This is a genomic window from Exiguobacterium sp. BMC-KP (genome assembly GCF_001275385.1).
Classification (GTDB): Bacteria; Bacillota; Bacilli; order Exiguobacteriales; family Exiguobacteriaceae; genus Exiguobacterium_A.
Genome location: NZ_LGIW01000015.1, coordinates 1473992 through 1499362 on the forward strand (window position 1 = coordinate 1473992; position 25371 = coordinate 1499362).

General features: G+C 46.4%; 28 protein-coding genes and 1 other annotated feature. Of the genes, 5 read left to right on the forward strand and 23 right to left on the reverse strand.

Translation table 11 applies throughout. The features are described from left to right. Positions 1-46: 46 nt before the first annotated feature. Positions 47-1126: a cysteine desulfurase family protein gene (locus tag ADM98_RS13500; protein WP_053453952.1), complete on the forward strand. Its 1080-nt coding sequence runs from the start codon at positions 47-49 to the stop codon at positions 1124-1126. A 24-nt stretch (positions 1127-1150) separates the two neighbouring features. After that, complete coding sequence (locus ADM98_RS13505; protein ID WP_235504898.1) at positions 1151-1696, forward strand: transcription repressor NadR; 546 nt, start codon at positions 1151-1153, stop codon at positions 1694-1696. A gap of 45 nt (positions 1697-1741) precedes the next feature. Here the strand turns inward: ADM98_RS13505 and ADM98_RS13510 are convergent, their stop codons facing one another. The 23 genes from ADM98_RS13510 to ADM98_RS13620 all read right to left on the reverse strand — a co-directional run bounded on the left by ADM98_RS13510 (position 1742) and on the right by ADM98_RS13620 (position 22481). Beyond that, complete coding sequence (locus tag ADM98_RS13510) at positions 1742-3010, reverse strand: hemolysin family protein (protein ID WP_235504899.1); 1269 nt, start codon at positions 3008-3010, stop codon at positions 1742-1744. Positions 3011-3063: 53 nt separating this feature from the next. Continuing rightward, positions 3064-4359, reverse strand: coding sequence for a GTPase ObgE (gene obgE / locus ADM98_RS13515; protein WP_053453955.1), 1296 nt, complete (start codon positions 4357-4359; stop codon positions 3064-3066). Positions 4360-4374: 15 nt separating this feature from the next. Beyond that, positions 4375-4857 carry a Spo0B domain-containing protein gene (locus ADM98_RS13520; protein ID WP_053453956.1) on the reverse strand — a complete coding sequence of 161 codons (483 nt, stop codon included), beginning with the start codon at positions 4855-4857 and terminating at the stop codon, positions 4375-4377. A 68-nt stretch (positions 4858-4925) separates the two neighbouring features. Then, on the reverse strand, positions 4926-5204 hold the full coding sequence (gene rpmA, locus ADM98_RS13525) for a 50S ribosomal protein L27 (RefSeq protein WP_012370976.1): 279 nt from the start codon (positions 5202-5204) through the stop codon (positions 4926-4928). 14 nt (positions 5205-5218) lie between these two features. Further along, positions 5219-5557, reverse strand: a complete 339-nt coding sequence (locus ADM98_RS13530; RefSeq protein ID WP_023468945.1) for a ribosomal-processing cysteine protease Prp — start codon at positions 5555-5557, stop codon at positions 5219-5221. Between the two features lie 3 nt (positions 5558-5560). After that, entirely contained in the window at positions 5561-5869 is a 309-nt protein-coding gene (gene rplU, locus ADM98_RS13535) for a 50S ribosomal protein L21 (RefSeq protein ID WP_012370978.1), read from the reverse strand. Positions 5870-5884: 15 nt separating this feature from the next. Continuing rightward, positions 5885-5954, reverse strand: a sequence feature (ribosomal protein L21 leader region). 73 nt (positions 5955-6027) lie between these two features. Then, the gene (locus ADM98_RS13540; protein ID WP_053453957.1) at positions 6028-7368 is read right to left on the reverse strand and encodes a ribonuclease E/G; all 1341 of its coding nucleotides are present in this window, start codon (positions 7366-7368) and stop codon (positions 6028-6030) included. A 63-nt stretch (positions 7369-7431) separates the two neighbouring features. Beyond that, positions 7432-8235 (reverse strand): septum site-determining protein MinD, encoded by an 804-nt coding sequence (minD, locus tag ADM98_RS13545; RefSeq protein ID WP_029342255.1) that lies wholly within the window; start codon positions 8233-8235, stop codon positions 7432-7434. A gap of 50 nt (positions 8236-8285) precedes the next feature. Continuing rightward, positions 8286-8960, reverse strand: coding sequence for a septum site-determining protein MinC (locus tag ADM98_RS13550; RefSeq protein WP_053453958.1), 675 nt, complete (start codon positions 8958-8960; stop codon positions 8286-8288). A 3-nt stretch (positions 8961-8963) separates the two neighbouring features. Next, entirely contained in the window at positions 8964-9467 is a 504-nt protein-coding gene (gene mreD, locus ADM98_RS13555) for a rod shape-determining protein MreD (RefSeq protein ID WP_035406481.1), read from the reverse strand. Beyond that, positions 9460-10344, reverse strand: coding sequence for a rod shape-determining protein MreC (mreC, locus tag ADM98_RS13560; protein ID WP_053453959.1), 885 nt, complete (start codon positions 10342-10344; stop codon positions 9460-9462). The genes mreD and mreC overlap by 8 nt, the downstream gene beginning before the upstream one ends. A gap of 14 nt (positions 10345-10358) precedes the next feature. Further along, a complete protein-coding gene (locus ADM98_RS13565) occupies positions 10359-11393 on the reverse strand; it encodes a rod shape-determining protein (protein WP_023468951.1) in 1035 nt (344 codons plus the stop codon). 162 nt (positions 11394-11555) lie between these two features. Further along, positions 11556-12188 (reverse strand): RadC family protein, encoded by a 633-nt coding sequence (gene radC, locus ADM98_RS13570; RefSeq protein WP_053454560.1) that lies wholly within the window; start codon positions 12186-12188, stop codon positions 11556-11558. A 46-nt stretch (positions 12189-12234) separates the two neighbouring features. Next, positions 12235-12810, reverse strand: a complete 576-nt coding sequence (locus tag ADM98_RS13575; protein WP_053453960.1) for a Maf family protein — start codon at positions 12808-12810, stop codon at positions 12235-12237. A gap of 107 nt (positions 12811-12917) precedes the next feature. Next, positions 12918-13640 (reverse strand): hypothetical protein, encoded by a 723-nt coding sequence (locus ADM98_RS13580; RefSeq protein WP_053453961.1) that lies wholly within the window; start codon positions 13638-13640, stop codon positions 12918-12920. Then, complete coding sequence (locus ADM98_RS13585) at positions 13637-15355, reverse strand: fimbrial assembly protein (RefSeq protein ID WP_053453962.1); 1719 nt, start codon at positions 15353-15355, stop codon at positions 13637-13639. Before ADM98_RS13585 ends, ADM98_RS13580 begins: the two co-directional genes overlap by 4 nt. 18 nt (positions 15356-15373) lie before the next feature. Further along, the gene (locus tag ADM98_RS13590) at positions 15374-16129 is read right to left on the reverse strand and encodes a prepilin peptidase (protein ID WP_053453963.1); all 756 of its coding nucleotides are present in this window, start codon (positions 16127-16129) and stop codon (positions 15374-15376) included. Between the two features lie 68 nt (positions 16130-16197). Next, positions 16198-16725: a type II secretion system protein gene (locus ADM98_RS13595; protein WP_053453964.1), complete on the reverse strand. Its 528-nt coding sequence runs from the start codon at positions 16723-16725 to the stop codon at positions 16198-16200. Positions 16726-16862: 137 nt separating this feature from the next. Then, on the reverse strand, positions 16863-18050 hold the full coding sequence (locus tag ADM98_RS13600; RefSeq protein ID WP_235504900.1) for a type II secretion system F family protein: 1188 nt from the start codon (positions 18048-18050) through the stop codon (positions 16863-16865). 34 nt (positions 18051-18084) lie between these two features. Next, positions 18085-19119, reverse strand: coding sequence for a type IV pilus twitching motility protein PilT (locus ADM98_RS13605; RefSeq protein ID WP_200904900.1), 1035 nt, complete (start codon positions 19117-19119; stop codon positions 18085-18087). Positions 19120-19127: 8 nt separating this feature from the next. Further along, positions 19128-20792: a GspE/PulE family protein gene (locus tag ADM98_RS13610; protein WP_053453966.1), complete on the reverse strand. Its 1665-nt coding sequence runs from the start codon at positions 20790-20792 to the stop codon at positions 19128-19130. A gap of 8 nt (positions 20793-20800) precedes the next feature. Further along, positions 20801-21115, reverse strand: a complete 315-nt coding sequence (locus tag ADM98_RS13615; protein WP_053453967.1) for a hypothetical protein — start codon at positions 21113-21115, stop codon at positions 20801-20803. A gap of 16 nt (positions 21116-21131) precedes the next feature. Next, complete coding sequence (locus ADM98_RS13620) at positions 21132-22481, reverse strand: G5 domain-containing protein (RefSeq protein WP_053453968.1); 1350 nt, start codon at positions 22479-22481, stop codon at positions 21132-21134. A gap of 175 nt (positions 22482-22656) precedes the next feature. Here ADM98_RS13620 and ADM98_RS13625 point away from each other — a divergent pair, with 175 nt between their 5' ends. Genes ADM98_RS13625 through ADM98_RS13635 form a run of 3 tightly spaced genes read left to right on the forward strand, consistent with a single transcriptional unit; the run spans position 22657 to position 25357 of the window. Next, positions 22657-23184, forward strand: coding sequence for a type IV pilus modification PilV family protein (locus tag ADM98_RS13625; RefSeq protein ID WP_053453969.1), 528 nt, complete (start codon positions 22657-22659; stop codon positions 23182-23184). Beyond that, positions 23147-23767, forward strand: a complete 621-nt coding sequence (locus ADM98_RS13630; RefSeq protein WP_053453970.1) for a prepilin-type N-terminal cleavage/methylation domain-containing protein — start codon at positions 23147-23149, stop codon at positions 23765-23767. Before ADM98_RS13625 ends, ADM98_RS13630 begins: the two co-directional genes overlap by 38 nt. 18 nt (positions 23768-23785) lie before the next feature. After that, a complete protein-coding gene (locus ADM98_RS13635) occupies positions 23786-25357 on the forward strand; it encodes a type II secretion system protein (RefSeq protein ID WP_053453971.1) in 1572 nt (523 codons plus the stop codon). The last annotated feature ends 14 nt before the right edge of the window (positions 25358-25371 follow it).

Genomic DNA, 25371 nt, shown 5'->3' on the forward strand with positions numbered 1-25371 from the left:
TGGCATACTTTTAGCTGAGTGACAAGACGAAAGGACAGGATTTTTCATGATCTATCTCGATTACGCAGCTACCACTCCGCTACACCCACAAGCGCTCGATCATTATCAGCAAGCCGCTCAGTCGTTCTACGGCAACAGTTCTTCCCTTCATGACATCGGTGGTGACGCAGAACGTTTGTTAGAACGAGCACGTCACTATCTGATGCAACAGTTGAACCAACAAGAGGGTACCGTCATCTTTACAGGAAGCGGATCCGAAGCGAATTACATCGCTTTGACTCACTTAATGCGTCAAAGTCGTAAGACAACTGTCTTGACACTTCAATGTGAGCACGATTCGGTTTTGCTCCCACTTGCGCGCTGGGCACAAGAAACACGTCACCTTACTTTATTACCGGACGGAACATTTGATTGGGATCAATTCGTCACGGCGTGTACGGACGACATCGGTATCGTCTCAATTCAACACGTCAATTCGGATACGGGATTCCGGTTTCCAGTCGAACGGATTGCCGCCTATTGTCAATCACGTGGAATTCTATTTCATTGCGATGGGGTTCAAGGATTTTTAAAAGACGATATCAACATTGACGCCTTTGACGCCTACACGATGAGTAGCCATAAGGTATATGGACCAAAAGGATTAGGTGCCCTCTACCTGCGGCGACCGCTCTTTAGTCCCTACTACGAAGGACATCACGAGTTCGGGATTCGCCCAGGCACAGTCGACGTTCCAGGAATTGCCGCATTCATTGCTGCTTGCGAAGCCACGCGACTAGAAAATCCAGGAATTCAAGATTCAAGTCAGGTATTTCGTGGTATGCTAAAAAAAACATTGTCTTCGTCTCGTTACGCAATTATTGAGTCACCGATTCAACTCGCTTCCATCTGTGCCATCCATACAAAACAACGTGATGGTCAATATGTGTTGCTTGCATTGAATCGTGCTGGAATAGCAGTTTCCGCTGGTAGCGCTTGTCGAGCTGGAGAAAACGGTCCAAACGCGACATTGCGTGCGATCGGCTTTGACGAGTCAGCTGCTCATGGGTTGATTCGATTTAGCTTTGGAAGAAAAACGACGAACGAAGAAATCGCACAGTGCATTGATGTGTTGAACACGATTTGATGACACTGGAGAAAGGTAGGAGACATGATGGGGAAACGCATCTCCGGAGAAGAACGTCGGAAAGCATTACTTCGTATGATTGAAGAGAGTGAACAACCTGTCACGGGAACAGCACTCGCTAAACAAGCAGGAGTTAGTCGTCAAGTGATCGTACAGGATTTATCATTGTTAAAAGCAAAAGGATATCCTGTCATTGCGACAGCTCGTGGTTATTTCATCAATGATCCGGAAGTCGATGGATCGAAATTTCGCCGCAAAATCGTTTGTCGTCATGGCATCGATCAGTTAAAGGATGAGTGTGACGCCATCGTCGATGAGGGAGTCGTCATTCGTGATGTCATCATCGAACATCCCGTTTATGGTTTCATTACGGGAGAATTGATGCTGAAAAGTCGTCGCGATGTCCGCGTATTACTTGAGCAACTGAAGGAGACACAAGCTACTCCACTTTCGAGCCTGACGGACGGAGTTCATATCCATACCCTCGAAGCCGATCACGAAGAAGCACTCGAAGCAGCGATTGCAAAACTCGATCGCCTCGGGATTCTCGTTTCAGAACTTGATGTCTGAACATACAAAAACCGCCTATTCCTAGAGAATAAGCGGTTTTTGTATTTAAATCGGTTCAAGTCGTGGATCTGGCATCGCAGATGAACGATCAAAAGTCGCTAAGACTTTTCGGACGCGTCGGTTTTCGATATGCAAGACGGTCAACGTGACGCGTTCATAATGCATCGCCGTTCCGACTTCCGGTAACTGTCCACTCTCTTCCATGATCCAACCACCTAGAGACTGGGCATCCGTATCTGGCATCGTCAATTGAAATTGCTGACAAAAGTCTTCAATATCATACTCTGCTAGACACTCATACTGCTCCGGACCAATTCGTTTCGTATATTCCAATGATTCATCGTGTTCATCCCAAATCTCACCAACAATCTCCTCTAAAATATCTTCGAGCGTGATGAGACCCGCCGTGCCTCCAAATTCATCGAGGACGACAGCCATATGAGATTGTTTGATTTTGAGTTCTGGTAATAAATCCATCAATCGTGTCTGTGGGACGACGAATGACACGGGTCGAATCCATTCTCGGATTTCAACGGAGCCGTTCTTCACATACGCTCGTAGGAAGTCCCGTTCCGATAATACACCAATGACATGATCAATCGAGTCCTTATAGACCGGTAGACGGGAATAGCCGCCTTTTTGTACTTCTGTGAGGATGTCTTCGAGCCGCGCATCGATATCGATCGCTTGAATGTCGATCCGAGGTGTCAATGCATCCTCGACCGTCGCATGTTGAAAATCAACCGCTTGATGGACGAGTTCCGCCTCTGCAAGCCCCATGATGCCCTCTTCCTGACTGATATCGACGAGTGCCTTGAGTTCCTGTTCTGTCACGAGTGGTCCTTTCGGATCCGCTCCAATCAACCGCAACGCCAACTGACGTAAGCGGAGTAACAGGAAAACGAGCGGTCGAAAACATAGTAAGAAGAAACGAAGCGGACGCCCGATTAACAAAACGTAACGTTCTGTATGCTCACGGGCATATGACTTCGGAATCAATTCTCCAAACAACAGCAACAAAAAGAATAGCGCAAGAAACGCTACAGTCTTCGTCGCCACTGTCTCGACGAACTGGATGATCCACCAGCCGCCGAACAAGACGAACCCAACATTGACGAGTGTATTACCAATCAAAATCGAAGTCAGTGTCTCTTCATAACGTTGAAGCAAACGAAACACGCGGGACGCACGCGCGTCCCCTGCTTCTGACTGATGCAGCAACCGCAACCGATTAACACTCGCTAGTGCCGTCTCGGATGAGGAGAAGAACGCGGATAACACGAGAATCGGAATTAACCAAACGAATGAAATCATGGGCAATGGGTCCACGATGCTTTCACACTCCGTTTCCTAATGGAATGAACCGCTTAGAATGATGACTCGACGAATTCGAACTCGAAATCACGAATTCGAACGACATCACCGTCAATCGCACCAAGACGACGTAACTCTTCGTCGACACCCATTTGACGAAGTGTCCGAGCGAAACGTTTAATCGATTCTTCACGCATGAAGTTCGTCATCGTGAAGAGTTTTTCGATCCGTGGTCCTTTGATGACGAAGCAGTCGTCTTCATCTTTCGAAATCGTAAAGCCAGCTTCTGGTGCTTCGTAACCATAGACGACACGTGGTGTCGCTGTTTTCTCTTCGAGTTCCTCTAAACCGAATTCTGGTGTCGCATCGACGAGGTCAGCGATTCGGAATAAGAGATCACGCAACCCTTGACGTGTTGCTGCTGAAATCTCGAATACTTCAAGATCCGGGAAAGCTTCCTTGAATGCTTCGAGATGTTCTGCCGCATCCGGCATGTCCATCTTGTTCGCGACGACAACTTGTGGACGCTCTGTCAAACGAAGATTATAGTCCGCGAGTTCTTTATTGATGATATTGTAGTCTTCGATTGGATCGCGTCCTTCCATTCCACTCATGTCGATGACGTGTACGATGACTTTCGTCCGCTCGACGTGACGGAGGAACTGGTGACCGAGTCCAACACCTTCACTTGCTCCTTCAATCAATCCTGGCAAGTCAGCCATGACGAAACTACGGCTATCTTCCGTTTCGACGACACCGATGTTCGGTGTGATCGTCGTAAAGTGATACGCGCCGATTTTCGGACGTGCTGCTGAAACGACCGATAACATCGTTGATTTCCCGACACTCGGGAAGCCGACGAGACCAACGTCTGCTAGCATCTTCAGTTCAAGCTTCAAGTACTTCTCTTCTCCTGGCTCACCGTTTTCAGCGTGCTCAGGCGCTGGGTTGGCTGGTGTCGCAAAGCGTGTATTCCCACGTCCGCCACGTCCACCTTTTGCGACGATTGCTTGTTGTCCGTGATGGACGAGGTCAGCGATGACCGCATTTGTATCATCATCGTAGACAACCGTACCCGGTGGGACCTTGACGACTAAATGCTCGGCTTTACGACCGTGCATCCCTTTTGACATTCCGTTTTCACCTTGAACTGCTTTAAAGTGACGTTTGTAACGGAAGTCCATCAATGTCCGAAGTCCTTCGTCGACTTCGAGGACGACGTGAGCTCCATGACCACCGTCACCGCCGGCTGGGCCACCGTCTGGAACGTATTTCTCGCGACGGAACGCTACTTGCCCACGTCCTCCGTCACCTGCTTTTACATAAATATTTACCTGATCGACAAACATGTCGGATCCCTCCTCTTACTTCTCTTCCTCAAACGGAAGACTTTCAATCTCAATCACACACTCATTTTCCGTCTGCGACTCGATTTCCATCGGCGTCACTAGATCTTCAAGGCGCGACATATCTAGTAGATCCCGATAGATCTCGATGGTCACGCCCTCGTGGAAGGTCACGGATACTTCTCCTACTCCTACATCAATCATGGCGATGGCTGCTTCGACGAGTTGTTTCAACCGCTCATCTTCCATGTGGGGTGCTCCGATGACATCATACGTCACAGTTTTGCCTGACCATTCAGCTTGTAGTAACGCCAGTGCGGTTTTCGGCAATCCGATTCGCCCTAGACGTCCTTCCCGAGATGCTTGATCTCGGTATGCCGAACAGATTGACTCGACTGCTTGTTCGTCTCCGATCGCGCCATACGAACGGACGAGTTGTATCCGGTTCAACCACTCGTGACGAAGAGTCTTTAAAAGATCAAGTACCTGTTGTTCCTCCATCGGTCGTTCCCTCCTAAAAAAAACAGACCCTAACCCTCGAAAGTGGCTAGAGTCTGCTTCGTCGATCCTTATGCTGGGTAAACGCTGACTTGTTTCTTGTCGCGTCCGAGACGTTCGAAACGAACGACACCAGTTGCAGTTGCGAAAAGTGTATCATCGCCACCACGTCCGACGTTCATACCTGGGTGAATCTTCGTACCGCGTTGACGGTAGAGGATTGAACCAGCAGAAACAGTTTGACCGTCTGCACGTTTCGCCCCAAGGCGTTTCGATTGCGAGTCACGACCGTTCTTTGTCGAACCTACCCCTTTTTTCGATGCGAAGAACTGAAGATTAAGTTTCAACATGTGGAATCCACCTCCTATACTTGTTCAAGTTGGATAAACTCACCGTAACTTTCAGCGATGGTACCAAGCTGGACCAAAGTCGCCTCCAGTAACAATTGGGTGCGTTCACTGACATCCGGTGCTAAGTCAGCGTACGGTTCTACATAAAAGTAGCCACCTTCTTGTTGTTCTGCCATTTCAAGGAGCAGGACCTGCCCGAGTAATGCTTCTATGGCATTATATGCCCCGAAGATCACCGACGAGACGCCGGCACAGACAAGGTCGAGACCTGGTTCTGCAAACTCGGCATGTCCTGTCACTTCGATGGAGCGGACGAGTTCCGCTTCATCTCGTCGAATCTTGACACGTATCATGGCTTACGCTTCGATTTTCTCGATGCGGACCTTCGTGTAAGGTTGACGGTGACCTTGCTTACGACGGTAGTTCTTTTTCGCTTTCATTTTGAAGACAGTGATCTTTTTCGCGCGAGCGTGTTTGATGACCGTTGCTACGACCTTCGCACCTTCTACGAGTGGAGCGCCGACTTTAACATCGTCACCACCAAGGATCAATACTTCACCAAATTCGACTGTGCTGTCGACGTCTGCGTTTAATTTCTCAACGTAGATTTCTTGGCCAGCTTCGACTTTGACTTGTTTACCACCAGTTTTGATAATTGCGTACATTACGTGCACCTCCTCTTAGGAACTCAGACTCGCCATCGCGGGCAGCAGATGCTTTAAAACCCGGTCTGTGCGGTTGTAGTCATTTGGTGCTTCCAAACGAACTAACGTTATTCAGAATACCAAACGTTCTTCCACCTTGTCAATGCTGTTCTGAAGGATTATTCCGATCGCTTGATGAAATCGAGACAGTCCTGTGACGCCCCCGTGAAAAGGACGGCGGGATCACCTTCAAGCACATGCACTTCGAGCGGTTGGCGAGAAACGAATTCGTCTTGTATCAGGTGACGCGGTGCCCGAATCACGACTGCTTCGGCATAAGTCGCGATTTCAAGCAACTTTGGTTCGATCAACCGATAGACGCTTAATCGTGTCCACTGACCGGATTCCTGTGAGCGTTCCTGTAGTGATTTTCCGTGACGTTGTCGTGTCAGTTCGCATAAGCCCATTTTCGTGAATCCGTAGACCTCGATTTGTTTCGTCTCGAGTGCTGCTCGCTCTTTGAGGAGTTGGGTCACCCGTGTCTGACCTTTACTTGAGCCGCGAAGGAAGTCGATCGCAACCATTCCACTAATGTTGCGCAATCGTAATTGGCGCATGACTTCGACAGCAGCCGCTTCATTGATCTGGTCAAACGTCCGCTTTTGTTCCTTGACGGAAATCGTCTTTCCGCTGTTGACGTCGATGACCGTCATCGTCTCAACTTCTTCAATCAAGAGATACGCCCCTCCGTCAAGCCAGACGACACGTTGCATCGCCCTCTCGATTGCCCCATCAATTTTCTCCATCTCTGGCAAGCGTCCTTTTCGTAACGAGCGTTCGACAGAAAGACCAAGTAGTTCAAGTCGTTCCTTTTCCTGACGCGTCATAACGAGTGCTTCCGTGACGTGTGGAAGCCGTTTTGCTTCTTGGACGATCAACGCCTCGTCTTGTTCGAGACGTGGTGCTTGCATCAGCTCTTTATGTCGTGTCCGCAACGATTGCAGCTCTTGCTTTAATTCCTCAATCGATGCTTTTGCTGCCTCCGTCCGGTAGAGAATCCCTTCTTCGTCTGTCGTCGTCAGTTGCTCCGCTAGCTGACGCTGAACGACTAAATCTAGCTTCCGACTAAAACGGACACGCCGACCGTACGGGAAATAGACGAGATAACGCCCCCCATAAGTGATGTTCTGCGTCACCTTATGTTGTTTCGGTGCGACGCCTTCCTTAACGACCTGGACGAGTAACGTTTGTCCGACCTGGACGGCTTGACCGATCGTCGGTACATCCGGATAACGACGCAGCGCTTCAATCGTCTCGTTTAGTGGTAAATAAAGCGGCGTTCCATCGGTCGCGATTAAGAAGGCCGCTCCGAGTGTCGGATGCAGCCGATCGACTTTCGCATAAACGAATGTACCAACGCGAATCTCGTCACGCATCCGTTCATGGTATTCAATCAATCGTCCCCCTTCGACCAATGCCAGTCGTTCAAGCGAGGCGGTCTGTTCACTAATCCATCGCATACTGATCCCTCCAAAAAAATTAGACTAGGCGCGACGATGTCGTCCTAGTCTAATTTCCCATTCTTATTTCATCCCAAGCATCTTCTTCAATTTGACGAAGAACCCTTTTTGCGGTTGTTCATTTAAATCGAGCAGCGGTACGGACTCTCCCAGAATCCGGCGCGCGATGTTTCGGTAGCCGAGTCCAGCCCGGTTATCCGGATTCATCGTCACGGGAACACCACGGTGGGAAGCAGCGATGACTTCCTCATCATCGATGATCAGACCAAGCAGATCAATCGAGAGGATACGCATGATCTCATCGATGTCGAGCATATCACCAGACGCCATCATGTGTGAACGGACCCGGTTAATGACGAGTTTTGGAACAATGTTACGTTCTGAACGCTCGAGCATTCCGATGATCCGGTCCGCATCCTGGACGGCTGCTTTTTCTGGTGTCGTCACGACGACGGCTTCATCCGCTCCAGCGATTGCATTCATAAACCCTTGTTCGATTCCTGCTGGGCAGTCAATCAAGACAAAGTCGTATTCGAGTTTCAGTGTATCGATGATTGCCTTCACCTGTTCGGGTGTGACGGAGGACTTATCCTTTGATTGAGCAGCAGGCAACAGATACATCTCTTCAAAACGTTTATCGCGGACGAGCGCTTGGTGCAACTTACATTGCCCTGTCACGACGTCAACGATGTTATAGATACTCCGGTTATCGAGACCAAGCACGATATCCAGATTGCGTAACCCGATATCCGTATCGACGAGACAAACCGAATGTCCCATCAACGCAAGTGCTGTTCCGATATTTGCAGTCGTCGTCGTTTTTCCGACGCCACCTTTCCCGGATGTGACGACGATGGCGCGTCCCATGTTCGTCTTCGCCTCCATATGTACCTGTTCTTTCACTTGTTCCATATCCGTCACCCTCTTTCACTATCAATCGCAAACTGATCCATCCGCGCAAGCGGAACGGTTTGAAGGCGGGAAAATTCGACCCCGTCTTCGCCTAAAAATGCACAACCCATGTCAAGAGCAGGAATCGGTGCGTCATCCGGTTCCTCATGGATGGTTCCAGCGACCGCGACCCATTTCGGTTGAAGCACACTCGCCGCGATGACCGCTTCCGTATTACCACCCTTACCTGCATGAACGGTACCACGCAAAGCACCGAGACAATAGATACTTCCTGTCGCATGGACGACCGCTCCCGGATTGATATCTCCGATAATGACGATCGAACCTTCGACGTCTAATACGTGCCCACTGCGTGCCGTTCCACCGAAGTAGTGGAACGTTCGCTCACCGTACAAGGCTTTTGCCTCGTCCTTCGTGATGCACTCACTGTCGTAACCTTTGAAAGAGAAGGAATCATGTCGCGCGACGATAGATTCGACGGCCGTCAACACTCCTTCATCGACATAACGTCGACCGAAGAAGAAGGTGATCGGTACGGCGCGTCCGTTCTCGACGGATTTGTCCGCAAGCGTCAACTCTAAATCGTCAAGAAATTCATCCACACTGCACCTTTCATTCACATAGACGGCGAGGCCACCACGATGACCTTTCATCGTTACATAACGTTTACGCTCAATCATGACTCATCCTCTTTTCTCGTCAAGGGTAGATTGCACGAGTCGGGTCATCGGATAATACAAGATGATGATCCCGATTAGCTGGGCAACCAGACTCCTTGGAATGATCTGTGTCGCAAGTTCCTGGAAGGAAACGCCGACACCAACGACCGAAGCCGTGAAGAAATATATATCGAGTTCATACAAAATGGCACTAAACGTGAACGTGACGAGAATCGTCAATACGTTCTCCTTTACATATTTTAGCACGAAGCTACTAAAAAGCGGAATGGCGGATAACGCAAATAAGTAAATACCAATGATGTCTGAATAAACGAAATCATATAGCAATCCAAAGACGAGACCGAATCCAAGTGCCTGTTCAAGTTTTCCGTACCGACCGAGAAACATCAACCCAATCAAAGTTGTATGAATGACGTACGGCGACCCATCTCCAAGAGGTCCTGCAAACAACGTCCCTTCTAAGATAAAAAGAAGGAACACGGCGAAAAACAACTTAACGTTATTCACGAGTGTCCCCTCCCTTATCGGTCTCAGCGAAAGGTTCCTTCGCTTCGCGTTCAATCACGAAGACATGACCGAACTGTTCGAAGTCTGCTGCCGGTTTGACGTATGCGATTTTCGAAGCCCCATACTGATCGGATTTCACTTCCTCGATTTTTCCGATGACGATCCCGCTCGGATATTTCCCCCCGAGACCAGACGTCGTAACGGTCTGCCCTTTTTTCAGCTTCGCGTCGTTCGGAATTTTCGTGAACTTGAGTAATTTCGTCTCATCATCAAAACCTTCGATCGTTCCGAAGACTCCTTTTCCTTTCGTGTCGTCTGCCGTTGCCGAGACGTTATTCGTCCGACTCGTATCTGACATTAACTGCACGAGGGAAGTATAAGCGCTCGCCTGGATGACGCGACCGATTAGTCCATCTGCTGTTACGACGGCCATGTTCGGCTTGACTCCTTTTTGTTCTCCGATGTTGATTGTGACGAACCGTTGCCATTCGGACGATGTCCGACCGATCATCTCTGCTGGTAACAATTTGTAGTCGCGAATCGATCCGTTCAGGTCGAGCATATCTTTCAATTCTTTATTCTCACGTTCAAGATCACGGACTTTGACGGCGTTACCGGCATAGTCACTCAAGCGTGATTTCAAGTGTTCATTCTCTTTGTACACGTCACGCACTTCTTTAATCGAAGTGACCGTATCATCAATCCAGCCAATCGGTGTCGCGAAAAGGCGTTGACCGACGCCCACAGTATCCCGCACGAAGCTTTGATACCAGTGGGATTGGTTACGCCCTTGCAGCGAAATTCCGATCAAGATCACCAAAAGGAGAAAACTAAGGAGTGTGATGAGCAGTTTTCGATTATTTAAAAATCGCTTCATCGCTCATCCCGTCCTTATCTTTTTTGCGAGATGCCTGATTTCGAACGAAGGACATTCATCATCTCGAGTGATTTTCCTGTACCGATTGCGACGCAATCGAGTGCATTTTCTGCAACGAGTGTCAAAATACGTGTTTCGTCTTCAATGACAGCGTCGAGGTTCTTCAAGAGTGCCCCGCCGCCTGTCAAGACGATTCCGCGGTCCATGACGTCTGCTGATAATTCAGGAGGTGTCTGCTCAAGTGTATGCTTCACACCAGCAAGAATCGCATCTACTGTATCCGAAAGTGCGTCACAAATTTCAGCACTTGTGACTTCGATTTGTTTTGGAAGACCTGTCACAAGATCGCGTCCACGGATTTCCATCGTTTCATTTTCTGACTCTTCATCGATGCGAGCGTAACCAATCGTCATTTTCAACGTCTCAGCTGTCCGCTCCCCGATCATCAAGTTGTATTTCGATTTGATGTAACGAATGATCGATTCATCCATCTCATCGCCACCGACACGGATCGATTGGCTCGTTACGATACCACCGAGTGAGATGACCGCAACTTCTGTCGTACCACCACCGATGTCGACGACCATCGAGCCTGTTGGTTCTGAAACAGGAAGACCCGCTCCGATCGCTGCTGCAAATGGTTCTTCGATTGTGTACGCTTCACGCGCACCTGCGAGTTTCGCTGCATCTTCAACGGCACGTTTTTCGACCGATGTGATACCGCTTGGTACACAAATCATGACGTTCGTTTTTGAAGAGAATAAGCCTTTTTTCTTCGAAGCTTGATCCATGAAATATTTGATCATCGTAGCGGTTGTTTCATAATCCGCGATAACCCCGTCTTTCATCGGGCGTCGTGCAGTCACGTTACCCGGCGTACGACCAATCATGTTTTTCGCCGCGTTACCGACAGCTTCAATTTTTCCTGTATCTGTACGGAATGCGACGACAGACGGTTCGCGAACAACAATCCCTTGCCCCTTTACATATACAAGTGTGTTAGCCGTACCTAAGTCAATGCCGATTTCACGGCTGAATGATCCAAACATTATTCAAAAAACCCCTCTCTGAGAATACACTTCACTAATTATAACGGAAAAGCCTTCATTGGAAAGCGTTAAAACGTTACAGCTTGTTTACAGTTCGCCTTAGAAAACACACAAAAAAACGTCTAACGGAAAGAATCGAATCTTTCCCTTCAGACGTTATTCTTACATAAATCCGCGCTGTTTCATACTAATAAATTGTCCATGCCCGATGATGATGTGGTCAAGACAACTAATTCCAACGAGGCGTCCTGCCTCAACGAGCCGTTCTGAAACCTCAATATCTTCGCGACTCGGAGTCGGATCACCAGACGGATGATTGTGGACGGCGATAAAGTTCGCAGCCGAGCAGCGAATCGCTTCCCGGAAGACGTCTCGTGGGTGGACGATCGACGTGTTCAATCCTCCAATGAATAACGTCTTTTTCGAGACGACCTCATTTTTCGTATTTAAATATAAACAGATGAAGTGTTCCTGCTGATAAAGACGCATCTCTTCAAGCAATAATTCTGCAGCATCTTCCGGTGAACGGATCGTCGGTCGAACCCACTTCGGTTCCGTGACGAGACGACGACCGAGTTCCAGTCCCGCCATGATTTGTAATGCCTTGGCCTTCCCGACTCCAGGTGCTTTTTCGAGTCCTCCGACTCCGGCTGCCTCGAGTTCAATCAACGAAGGATAAATGTGCAGCAATTCTTCCGCGATTTCAAGCGGTGTCCGGTCGCGCGTCCCACTTCGGACGAGACACGCCAGCAACTCGACTGTCGTCGCCTGTGCCAAGCCTTTCAACTGAACCATATCTTTCGGCCATTCAATCACAGCATCCGACCTCTCTGTTTCAGGATTACGCAAACATCGGCTTGATTTTAAAAGACGCGAGACGTTTTGTGATTTCGTGGATCGGCAATCCGACGACATTATAATAATCGCCCTCGATTGCCTCGACGAATAGACCACCCATCGCTTGGATGCCATACCCGCCTGCTTTATCGTAGGGCTCAGTCGTCGCGATATAACCTTCAATCCACTCGTCCGGCAATGCACCAAAACGGACGTGGGTCGTCACGTCAAACGTCTCCTCCTTCTCACCAAAACGAATCGTCACCCCTGTCACGACTTCATGAGCGCGTCCCGACAGACGTGCGAGCATCGCTCGTGCCTCGATCATATCTGACGGCTTCTCGAGAATCATATCGTCAATGGCAACGACTGTATCAGCAGCTAGAATGACTCCATCTGCTGTGATTGCTCGTGCTTTCTTTTGCGACAAATGACGGACGTATTCATGCGGTGACATCGGGTACGGTGCCTCTTCGACGACATTCGCTGGTATGACTGCGTGAGCGATTCCGATTTGTTGCAAGAGTTCCGTCCGGCGTGGTGAAGCCGACGCTAGAATCAAGTGTGGTTGCGTTACCATTAGTATCACGTTCTTTCCCGTTAATTTCGAATCGGATAATTCGAGTCATCGTTTAGTCTAACAAAAAATAAGCGGTCCCTAACAGAGTAGGAACCGCCAAATTCATCTTAATTTCCTGTCACATCAACAAAAGGATCTGACTTCGGTGTCTTCTCTTTAAGTGGTGTCTGTTTATCAGGCGTCAACTTCGTTAAATCCGGACGGTAATAGGATTCGATTTCGACCGTGAAAGATAGCATTTCGTTTTCCAATTGAATCGCTCCACCGCCTGGTCCTTGTTCTTCTGGACCAGTCAACTGAATCTGACGAAGAATCGTAATCCGATCGGTTCGTTCAATTTGCTTGAGGAATGCCACCAACTCAAGATAAGACGGTGCTTCAATCGTCAAGGAAGCCGGTAACGGTGTTGCATTTGTAGACGGAGTAGTCGCTGTAGGTGTGGTCGCTTGATCAGACTCGGTCGCCATCGCTCCATCAACAGCAGGCGTTGACGTGACAGGCGACTGTGGTGTCGTCTCTGTAGACTGACCAAATGTAATTGACTGTACTTTCACTCCGGCAATCTGACTTGCTGCATTAATCGCGTCGATAACATCATCATTCGATACAGTCACAGGCACTTTTTGCTGTAAAAAGCTAGATTCTGCTACGTCCACTTTTTGCTCGTTTGCTTTTGCTTGCTCTAACGCCATTTGCTCCCGTTTAAGTGTCGCCTCTTTCCGTTGCAAGGTTTGATGTGTCATATACGTCGTATATCCAAAATACCCTACACCACCTAAAACGATGAGGATCGATAAAAAGAGAAGGAGGTAGCTACTATATCGCTTCAATTTTCAGGCACCTCCTCAACCTCTGTAGAGATGACTTCTCCTGAAGGATCATCCGGTGTTTGACCGTCTCCTTCAACTTCTGGCTCAGATGGTTTATCTTCTTCCGGTACTGCTGGGTCTGCCTCATTGGTCTCTCCCTTAACAACCTCCTCAGGATTGACATTCATAGAAAACTGACCGATGTATCGCGGTTCTTCTGTCTTCGTGTCATCGTTCGGAGTAATTTCCGTCGTTGGAATCTCTTGACCGGTCGCTGGATCAACCGTTGTCGTTGTCACGACATCCGTTTTTTCGTTCATCGTTTTCGTCGTCACGCTCGCAAGCGTCGTACCGGAAAACACTTTATCAGTCAATAATTCCCGATAAAAATCATTCAATTCATCGAGTGTCTCGAACTGAGCCGTCATGGATACCGTATCATCTGCTCCATAGGCGTATTGAAGTATATAGCCGCGTTCCGGTAAGTAACGTGTAATCCGTTCAAGTGTTGGCACAGCAGGCTTAGGCGCCTCTTCGAGTGACTCGACTGTCTGCTTCAATTGAACGACCTCTTGTTTAGACGACTGATCGGATTCAGATTGTAATTGTCGAACGATTTGAATCTGATCGTCTACGGATTCCACCCGGTTAGCGAACTGATCGGTTTGCCAGTATAAATAACCACCAATTAATCCACCAAATAACAATAAAATCAGCGAAGCGACAAGCGGATATTTCGGTGCCTCGTCACTTTCCGGTAAAAGATTGATACGATCCGGTCGCACAGTGGCTAGACCAACGATCGGTAAATAGATGCGTGGAACCGATTGACTATCAATCGTCATCATGTCCGGCACTTCATCTAACTGAAGATCAAAGTTCGAGCGGAATCGCGTCGCTAATTCATCTCGAAACGGGAAGTCTCCTGCCAAGACGACTGTCTTAATTTCTCGACTTTCTCGAGCGAGCGAGAACCGATAAAAATCCAGTACCCGTGAAAATTCCAGCAGCATTTCATCCAAGACAAGTTCAACCGTCTGATCATCCGATCGATAGCGGTAATGCAATTGATCCTCGATGACATCTACATCCCAAGCATCTGCCGAAAACGTATCTACCGAACGAATCAGACGTGGTACACGGTCTTCGATAATAATCAATTGATGGTTCGTTGCGTTCGCATTCCAAATTAGTAGCGTATCGGTATCCGCTGCCGGATAGTGCGCTTCAAGACCAAAATAGGTTGCCAGTGGTTGTGGTTCCGCAGCCACTAACCGAAGATGTTTTTGTTTAAACAATTGCGTATATTGTTTCAGCGCTTCATTCGGGGCTGCATACAGCATGATTTCACGCTTTTCACCGTCTTCAAGGACAGTGTAATCGAAGTATGGTTCTTCAAAGGGAAGGACGATGCTATGACCAATCTCCATGAATAAATAACCCCGAATTTGATTCGTCGCAATTGTCTCCGGAATATCAAGCTTCCGCGCAAGTACGAGTGAACCATCTAGCGCAAGAACGGCTTTCGATCCGCGTGGAACCTTCAATTTCGTCAACAGACTATCAAAAATCAAATCGAGCGAAGCTTCCGGTTGAAGCCATCCGCCCTGTAAGGTACCTGCCGGAAGAGACACGACAGCGCGTCGTTTCAAGACACCTTTTTTGACGACCGCACCAAAAATAGCGACGTCCGTAAAATTAAAATAAACATATGTACCTTTACGCCGTTGCGTCATATGTACGTTCTTCCTTTCTTAAAGCAGTAAATCGAGGTACCACGACACCCAATCATCCGCAAAATAATATGTAAGTAATGTCCCGATCGCAATGGATGGAACGAATGGAATCGGTTGTTTTCGCTTGACGCGTCCAAGTCCAAGAAGCGTCAGTCCGATCACTGAACCAACAAATGCTGAGACAAATAAAGCAATAACGACGTGAAGCGGTCCGAGAAAAATCCCAAGTAGTCCGAAGAGCTTGACATCTCCTGCTCCCATGCCGCGTCGTGAGACAAGAAAAATGATGAACAATAGAACGAATCCAACGATTCCTCCAATAATTGGATTATACCAGTTTTCAAGTGGAGAAAGGTAGCGCACAATCAAGGCAATTGGTAAAAAGAACAGTAAAATTTTGTTTGGTATAAGCATGTACGCAAGATCAGACATTGTAAGAATAAACAATAGACTAGTCAGAGCGAGTGTCAGCGCAAGTTCCATTGACCAACCGCACTGCCAAAAGGCATACGCGTAGAGCACGCCACCAACTAGTTCAAGCGCTGGATACTTGAATGAAATCGACTGTCCACAAGAACGACACTTCCCACCGAGTACTACATATCCGAGTACTGGCGTCAGTTCGAGTGGTCCAAGCACATGTCCACAGGTCGGGCAATGGGAACGTGGATGAACGATCGACTCCCCGACCGGAACACGCAAACCAACGACATTCGTAAACGATGTGATCAACAAACCTAACAAGAAAAAATATACCGTGAAGACGATCGTCATAACACGACCTCCCTTTCAAAAAAGTTCAGAAAAAAACCCCCGAGTAGGGGGGAAAGTTATGTTAGTAATTATTCTTTTTCTTTAACCGCACTACGTTTTAAAGCTGATGGAGCTGCAGCTGCGAAATAAGTATAATCAGCTGATTTACTTGTTAATGTAACTGCATATGTGTAAGTACCATTGGATTCAGTAATTACTACATATGAATCTTTATAGTCTGCATCCGAATTTAATGCATCCTTCATATCATCAATATATTTTTTTAAAGAATCCGTTCTCGGTGTAGCTTCTGTTCCTTTCGAAACTGTATTAGCTGAAATAGCTGTATTATTACTGTTGACTCCAACCTTAACCGTCTCACCAGGCTGTACAGGATTTGAAGATGTATAGAGCTTCGCTGCTGCAACTAATTGCTTCGCATCAGAAACAACTGCATCCTTACGTGAGTTCTCAATCAATCCACCGATTGCGACGACAGCGATTGCTGCGATGATACCTAAGATAACGACAACGACGAGTAACTCAATCAATGTCAGTCCGCGCTCATCGCGCATTTGTTTTGCATCTAACCAGATTTCTTTTAACCGTTCGATCATTTCATTATGCCTCCCTAGTGCTTTTTTACTGTTCTTGGTTAGTAGGACTTACTATCCAAACGAATACTATTATAGTAGCACCACATTTTTTGTAGTTTATGTCTTTTTTTAACAACAGGTAAATGTTTTTACAATTGTCAACTTGCTTGAATATCAGAATAAATCTTAAACATTGGTACGACGACAGCAATGACGATGACGCCAACGATCGCAGCTAAGACAACGATCAATAACGGTTCGATGATCGATTTCAAACGATCCGTCGTTGTTTCAACTTCGGTTTCGTAGAAGTTCGCGACTTCTGTCAACATCGAATCGAGGCGACCTGACTCTTCCCCAATCGCAATCATCTGCGTGACGAGTGGCGGGAAATATTTGTTTCGTTCCAAAGGTTCGTGCATCGGAATACCACGCGACATCGCTTCATTCGCACCAGCGATTCCTTTACGGATGATCCGATTCGTAACGATTCGTTCGGTAATATCAAGGGATGCTAAAATCGGCACCGACGCATTAAGCAATACGGATAGACCACGTGTCATCAGAGCGATTTGTGATTTTTGAATCAGCGGTCCGAAGACTGGAATCATTAACAAGAAACGGTCAAAGAAGAGACGCTGGCGCTCATTCTTAAGATTAAAATACAATAGTCCGATCAAACCAAATGCAATTAATAGCAGTACCCACCAATAGGCGACGAAAAAGTCAGATACTGCAACGACGAGTTTCGTAATCAAGGGCAATTCACTACCAAGCTGATCAAAGATTGAGGCAAACGTCGGTACAACATTCATCATTAGGAAGACCACGACGCCGATTGCGACAAGCGAGACAACCGCCGGGTAGATTAAAGCGGAGATGACTTTTCGTTTGATCTCGTATTGCTTTTGTAACTGCGTCACGATATTATCTAACGCCTCTTCGAGATTACCACTCGCTTCCCCCGCCATCGCCATACTGACGAAAAACGTATCGAATACACGAGGATGTTTTTCGATTGCCTGGGAAAACTGAATCCCACTACGCAAATCATCTTCTACTTCGACAAGCGCTCGCTCGAGTGGTTTTGATTCTGTTTGTTTACGTAGAATTTCGGTTGCTCTCACAATCGAAACACCTGAGCGGACGAGCGTCGCAAACTGACGCGCATACATGACGAGGTGTTCAATCTTAGGTTTAGCACTTAAAAACGTAATCTCGGTATTTAACCCTTTTGATTCTTGTTTTTCAAGCAATGTTACGGCAATTTGATCCGTTCGAAGACGTTCTGCCGCCTCTCGCTTTGACAAGGCAGTGATCTTGCCCTTCTTTCGTTTTCCAGCCATCGTTCGGCCTTCGTAAATAAATACTGCCATCCCTTCACCCCGATATGTATGGTGTTGCAGCAGATGCCGGAATCAAACCGCGGCTGACCAAATCTTGTAAAGCCATCTGCATCGTTTGCATGCCATATTGTTTACCCGTCTGTAAAACGGATTGAATCTGATATTCCTTACCCGTCCGAATCAAGTTGGAGACGGCTGGTGTATCAACCATAATTTCTAAGGCCGCAACACGTCCCGTTCCATCTGATCGTGGCATGAGGCGTTGCGAGATGACGCCTGCTAATACGTTCGCTAGCTGTGCCCGAATCTGATCTTGTTGCTCCGACGGGAATACATCGATGATTCGACTGACCGTCGACGCAGCTGTTGCCGTATGCACCGTCGCAAAGACGAGATGACCCGTTTCTGCAGCCGTTACCGCTGTTGCAATCGTTTCAAGATCGCGCATTTCTCCCAGTAAAATAACATCCGGGTCCTGACGAAGTGCTGAACGCAATCCCGTCGAAAAACGAGGTGCGTCAATTCCAATCTCACGCTGGTCGATTAAGCTTTTTCGATGACTATGTAAGTACTCAATCGGATCTTCCAGTGTAATGATTCGTTTATACATCGTTTGATTGATTTCGTTAATCATCGCAGCAAGCGTCGTCGACTTACCGGAACCAGTCGGACCGGTCACAAGAATGAGACCGTGTGGCTTCGTCAGAAAACGCTTGATTACCGGAGGAAGTCCCAGCTGTTCGAGTGAGGGAACTTCTGTCGGGATTGTTCGAAAGGCCATTGATAATGCTCCTCGTTGATAAAAACAATTGACCCGGTATCGTGCAACACCCGTCACACCAAATGAAAAATCAATATCTCGATCTTGTTTCAGTTGCTGATACATGTCTTCCGTAATCAAAGATTGGACAAATCCATCAATAATGACAGGCTTCATCTTCTCTGATCCATATGGCGTCAACGTCCCATTGATTCGAAAAACAGGTGGGGATCCGGCCGTTAAGTGGACATCGGATGCCCCCCGTTCTTTCGAAGACCGAAGAATATCTTCGATTTGGGCACGTTCCATCGTTTGATTCATTCTGAAATCACCGTCCGTAAAATCTCTTCAGTCGTTGTAATGCCATCTGCTACCTTCGATAGACCATCGGCAAGCAAGAAACGTTGACCTTGCGATTTAACGTATGCGGTCACGTCACTTTCCGTCGATTGATTCATGATCATGCGTCGCAAGACTTCATCAATCATGATGACTTCCTGAATCGCGACACGTCCGCGATATCCAGTCATGTTACAAGAAGAACAGCCACGTCCTCGCATGACAGTCGTCGCCTCGATTCCTTCTTGATCAAACAGTTCCTGTTCCCGCGTTGACAGCGGATGGACTTCTCCACAGTCCCGACAAACACGGCGGACGAGTCGTTGTGCGATTAACCCACTAAGCGAAGCTGCAACGAGGAACGATTCAACGCCCATATCGATTAATCGTGTAATTGAACTAACTGCTGAGTTTGTATGGAGCGTCGATAGAACTAAGTGTCCTGTCAAAGAAGCACGAATCGAAATTTCTGCTGTTTCAATATCGCGAATCTCACCGACCATGACGACGTTCGGATCTTGACGGAGAATCGAACGGAGACCACTCGCAAACGTCAAGCCGATCTTCGCATTAACTTGGACCTGGTTGATGCCATCCACTTGATATTCGACAGGATCTTCGACGGTGATGATGTTCCGTGACTCGTCATTCAACTCATTTAATGCCGCATACAACGTCGATGATTTCCCTGAACCGGTTGGTCCGGTAATCAAAATAATACCGTTCGGTCGTTTTAACATTTCTCGGAACTGTGATTCATTCCGTGAGCTGAAACCAATTTTAGAGATTGAAATATTCGAATTGGAACTATCAAGAATTCGAATAACGACTTTTTCCCCGTATACGGTAGGTAATGTAGAAACACGGAAGTCGTAGGCTAGTCCATTAAATACATATTTAATTCGTCCATCTTGCGGTAACCGGGATTCAGTAATATCAAGCTCACTCATGACCTTGATCCGTGTCGTTAAAATACTTTGAATCTGCTTCGGATAATTGTTTTCAGTTCGAAGTTCTCCATCGATTCGAATTCGAATCGTCATCGATGTTTCCTGTGGATCCATATGAATGTCGGATGCCCGTTGCGCAATCGCATTTTCTAAAATTTGATTAACGAGTCGAATGATCGGTGCATCTTCACGAGTCACCACGTCGCGCGACTGGTCCATCTCAGTCATATCATCAGACTCCAACAAATCGCGTAGCGATGAATCGATATCATAATATTTCAAAATCGTTCGTCTGATTTCGTCCCGTGTCGCGATACCTACGTCAATCACTAGACCCGTCTGCATCCGTAAATCATCGATTGCAATCAAATCCATCGGATCCGCCATAGCAATAAATAAACGATTCCCTTCACGATAGACCGGAACTAACGTATGTCGCTGCGCTAATTCTTTCGAAATCAACTTTGTTACCGCGACATCGACCGGATAATTATACAGTTGAATGATCGGAATCTTTAATTGATGATGGAGCGCTTCTAGTAACTGTTGTTCCGTCAAATGACCGAGGCGGAGTAACGCGTCACCCAATTTTTCAGTTGGTCGTTTTACAGAAAGTGCCTCATCGATTTGACTCTCTGTCACTAAACTCTCTTCGATTAACATTTCACCGAGTCGTTTTCGCTTCATCGCCATTTAGTCCGTCATCCTTCCGCATGCCATGATTCGTCTTCAATCATTACAGTTCGCTTTTGTTTCTTTTCATCAATCAGACTCGTAACGCCTCCCGTTACGACACACAGTAATACCATACCGATTGCTACAAAGGGATTACTAATCCAATCCAACTGAACACTGAAATAGATCAGTGTCACAATGATAATCGCTGCGATAGATAATACTGACTTCGCCTGAATCGAGGTCACATATGGAATCGTCACCGCAAACATCAATCCACAAATGATTGTCGCAAGTCCGATGATGATTCCAAGTTCAATTGCAATCGTCGTCCAATTCATACTCTTCCCTCCTCGTTTAGCCGACAGCTTCTCCTGTCGACTCATCTTCTACCGGTGAAGCGGGATCACCTTGATCATTCTCATCTGGTGTCGCTGGTGAATCTGGACTGTCCGGTGAAGTAGGTGTCTCTGGCGTTTCAACTGTTCCATCCGTTTGTGGATCTTCAGAATTCGGATCAGTTGATGTTTCTGAATCCGTTTCTTCAGGTGGTGTTTCTTCAGATGGCGTTTCTTCGGTTGGTGGAACCACGACAGGAGCTTGTTCTTCTTGACTACTCTTTGTGATGACAGCTGGCACCGCTGCATAAAAATCTAAAGAAAGTAGTTTTTTCTTTTCGCCCTTAGCTGTTTTCATTACACGGTAGACTTCAATCGATTTCCCTTCTTCACCGGCTTGCGTGTCATTTGTCGTCCCGGCTGAAAGAGTAGCTGAGTAACGTGTAATGGTTCTAAATGGAATCGTCTTTTCACCTTCCATCACAACAGTCACTGCCTCTTTTATTGGGGCTCCGCGTAGTTCAATCGTCACGTCGCTTCCCTCTTGCGTGGCGACGAGGCGATAAATCGATGCTTGCGTATTTCGAACAGCAAAATCTGTTTTTTCGTCAATTTTGACATCGTATCCTAGCGTAATATCATCGGGGAGTGTCGCATGTGGCATCCGTTCCACGATTTCAAATGGTGTTTTTGCGAACAATTCGTATAATTTACTTCCAACGTAAGAAGCAGCAATTGGATCCATGCCATACGTTTTTACATTCATTAATTGATCCGGCTTAATTTCGACGTTAGCCATACTTGTGATCATCTGTTCCTCTGCTGCTGAACGTGTTGAGAACGTGACACTCGATACGACCTCACCTTCAGCAGACGACACTGACGTTTGTGAAGGATCAAAATTCCCTTCAGCTAATGTCTTGCTTGTATTCGTTAACCATGTTTTAAATGCTTCCGTTTGTTCTTGCGAATAGCTGACAGGTTGTGTAGATAGGAAACTTTGTAGCATTTCCTCATCGATTGAGAGAATTAAGTCTCCCCCCGTTTTCAGAGATGCTTTTTTAACAGATTCCTCAGAATCAAATGTCACTAATTCAGTTGGTACCGGTAAAGTTTCTTCTCCTGTACCCGTCGTCAACGGTGTTTTTTTGGACCATTCTGTAATCGCTTTTTGGACTGCGGATTCAGCTTCTTTACGACTCATCCCGCTTACGGGAACAGATCCAACTTTAGCTGTTTCAGAAAAAGTCGTCTGTTCGGTCGCCTTTCCGGTAAAAGAAATTAAGGCGAACGATGGTACATAAATCAAAGCTACGAGTAAGACGAGTAAAAGTGTATGTATAACAAAACGCTTTGGATTGATCATCATCTGTTTCCTTTCTGTATGAATTAATCATTTCAGGTGCCTAGTATTTCCATTATAATGAATATCATGATGAAACATAAGTCTATCCTGACAATTCTTTTCTCTAACTGTGAATGTCTGTAGGTTTTGAACTTCATCCAATTGATGTTTTTTCCGATAGAAATGAAGAGGTGAGCATATGCAACACAAACAAGACGGATTTTCATTAATCGAGGTTCTTGTCAGTATTACGATTCTGTCGATTATCTCTGTCTCATTGATCAGTATCTTTTCGCAATCTCTTTCAGCATCACGCACTAGCACGGAATTGACGTTTGCGAACTATTTAGCTAAAAATGCTACTTCTTACATAAAGCGAGAAGCGATTGAAGCGAAAACGAATGAAGCCTTTTCTTTTGTTTCATTATCTCAAGAAGCACTGAATGCCGTTTATCTGAATGGAAATTACGTGATTCCAGAACCCGGCACTCCTTCTTGTGGTGTATCGGCTATTTGCACGTCAATTTTTACTGATCCTGAAATCAACAATATTTCATTTGATGTGAAGTACAGTGTGACACCTCATAAAATGGAAGGTGAAGTGAATCCAAATCTACTCGATCTTTATGTATACGTGTATGTAGAAGGAACGACTGAACCGATTACGACTTTGAAAGGATCGATTACGAATGCGACGCTCAACCAAAGCTTTCCAACAACAAAGTGAAGGATTCACACTCGTCGAACTACTTGTCTCAATCGTCGTTGCTTCTATTTTCAGTGCTGTCATCTTAACGGTATTCATTTCCGGAACGAAAAGTTTTCGAGCGACTGGTATCATTAGTGAATTACGTAGTGAAGCGGATAGTCGAATCGGCATCATTTTAAATGAGGTCAGTGGCTTTGATGCGATTCGCATCGATGAAGCGAAAACGCTCTCTTTTTATAAAAGAACATTGCCTACGCTGAACAATGACACGGGATTACTCGAACGAGCTAGTGGATTTCAACCGTTCAATGCAACAGAAGAGGCTTCAGCATCCACATCTACCGTAAAACCTGTTACATATACATTCCTGACCGAACAGCAACAAGGCGATAAACTTGTCTATACGTCAGAGCCGCAATCGATCGATGAGCAATCCGAACTTTTTCAAACCTTCACATTATCTAGTCCTGAATATCAAACGATCACCGGAAGTACGTATCCTGGTCGTTATGTCATCCATGGGATTTTGACCATCACGACTCGAATCCAGTCAACTGATCAAGAAGAAGTACAAACCTTCACGAGTACGATTGGATTTTGATCTAGAAAGGAATTAATCATGCGTAAATCCGAACAAGGTTATACTTTATTATTCGTACTCGTCACGCTAACGGTACTTTCCGTTCTTGCCATAGCCACGATTGGTATCAGTCTACAGTCCACACGATTAACTGAGATCCGCGAAACAGATATCGACGTTGAGACATCCACTCAAAATGATTTGGATCAAGCCGTTGCTGCATTACAGCAAATCGTTGTCAAGACAACTGGCACTTCACCGACAACGTCGTCTCAAACTTTATTCAATAACTTGAACAGTTCAATCATTTCACCTTTAAAATCTATCGTTCCAAATGTCACCATCGAAGTGAACGATACCGCTTCAAATATCCGAGTCAAAGCGTTAGATTTAACAGCATCGGTCACGAAACAAAAAGGAGACCAACCTGCGATTCGTAAAACGTACCGTCAACGTGTGTATTTATCTGCCATTCCGAGTTTTTTATACTATACACTCGGCTCGGATAATCAAGTCATCCTCAACGGTGCACCTTTGATTGAAGGTAATATCTTCTCGCGAAATCCTTTGAAAGCAACCGCTACTCCTTATTTTAAATACAATAATGAAAATGGTAAGTTCACGAATACACAAGCACTGCCCTATGTCGCTGGTCAAGTACGCGTTTTTCAAGAAAAAAATCTACCCTTACTTCAATGCGAAGATTATTTCTCATGTGACCGCAGCATTTTTGACCCCAAAGCTTCAACCGAATTAGTCGCAACGAAAGAAGCACTCGTTCCATTTGACTTCAACTATGCCTTGAATGATTTTTTGAAGTTACCGACAAATACACCTCTTGCGCAAATTACTACGTCCTTAAAAGATTCCGCTATTCCACAATCTGTCTTGCCTGGTCCTTTTTTAACGACACTTGATACGAAACGACAGATGATTAGCCCAGCACCGAACACAAACAATACGATTACATTGACAGATGATTTAGTGCAAGAAACACTAGAGCCCTTAATCATTAATGGGAATCTGACGATTTCTTCTCTAAATCCTGTTGACCAACCATTAGAAATCAAACGTCCTCTTGTCGTCTTAGGTAACCTTCTCGTTCGAGGGAATGTTGGTTTTGCGACAACGATTTATACGACAGGTACAAGTCGTCTCGATGATGCGAATATCCAAGGTCTCACTTCCTCAACGAAACAAAACACTTTAATCCTACTGAGTAAAGGAACACTCGTCATTAACCGGGTGAATAAATTTTCAACACCCCGAACGACTACACCCGACTTAAATGCTTTCCTTTACAGCGATGACGATCAAATCAATACGATCTACTCTGTCGGGTCAACGATGAACGTACATGGTGGAATCTTTACGAGAGGGAAACTAGAAGTAAACGCCTATCGTGGAAAACTCGATTTAGCAGAGAATCAGTTTCCTGCCAATGTGACGGATCTAGAACGACTCATGATCGCCAATAAATCTTCGGATGCTGAGGCTTCTCGATTACGCATGGCCTATGATGCAACCGTTTTGAAAAATCCAACTTCCTTATTACCTTTAAATCGCTCTGTCCAAATGTATGTCGAAACACCAAAACGCATTCAACAGTAATCATAAGAGCCCCT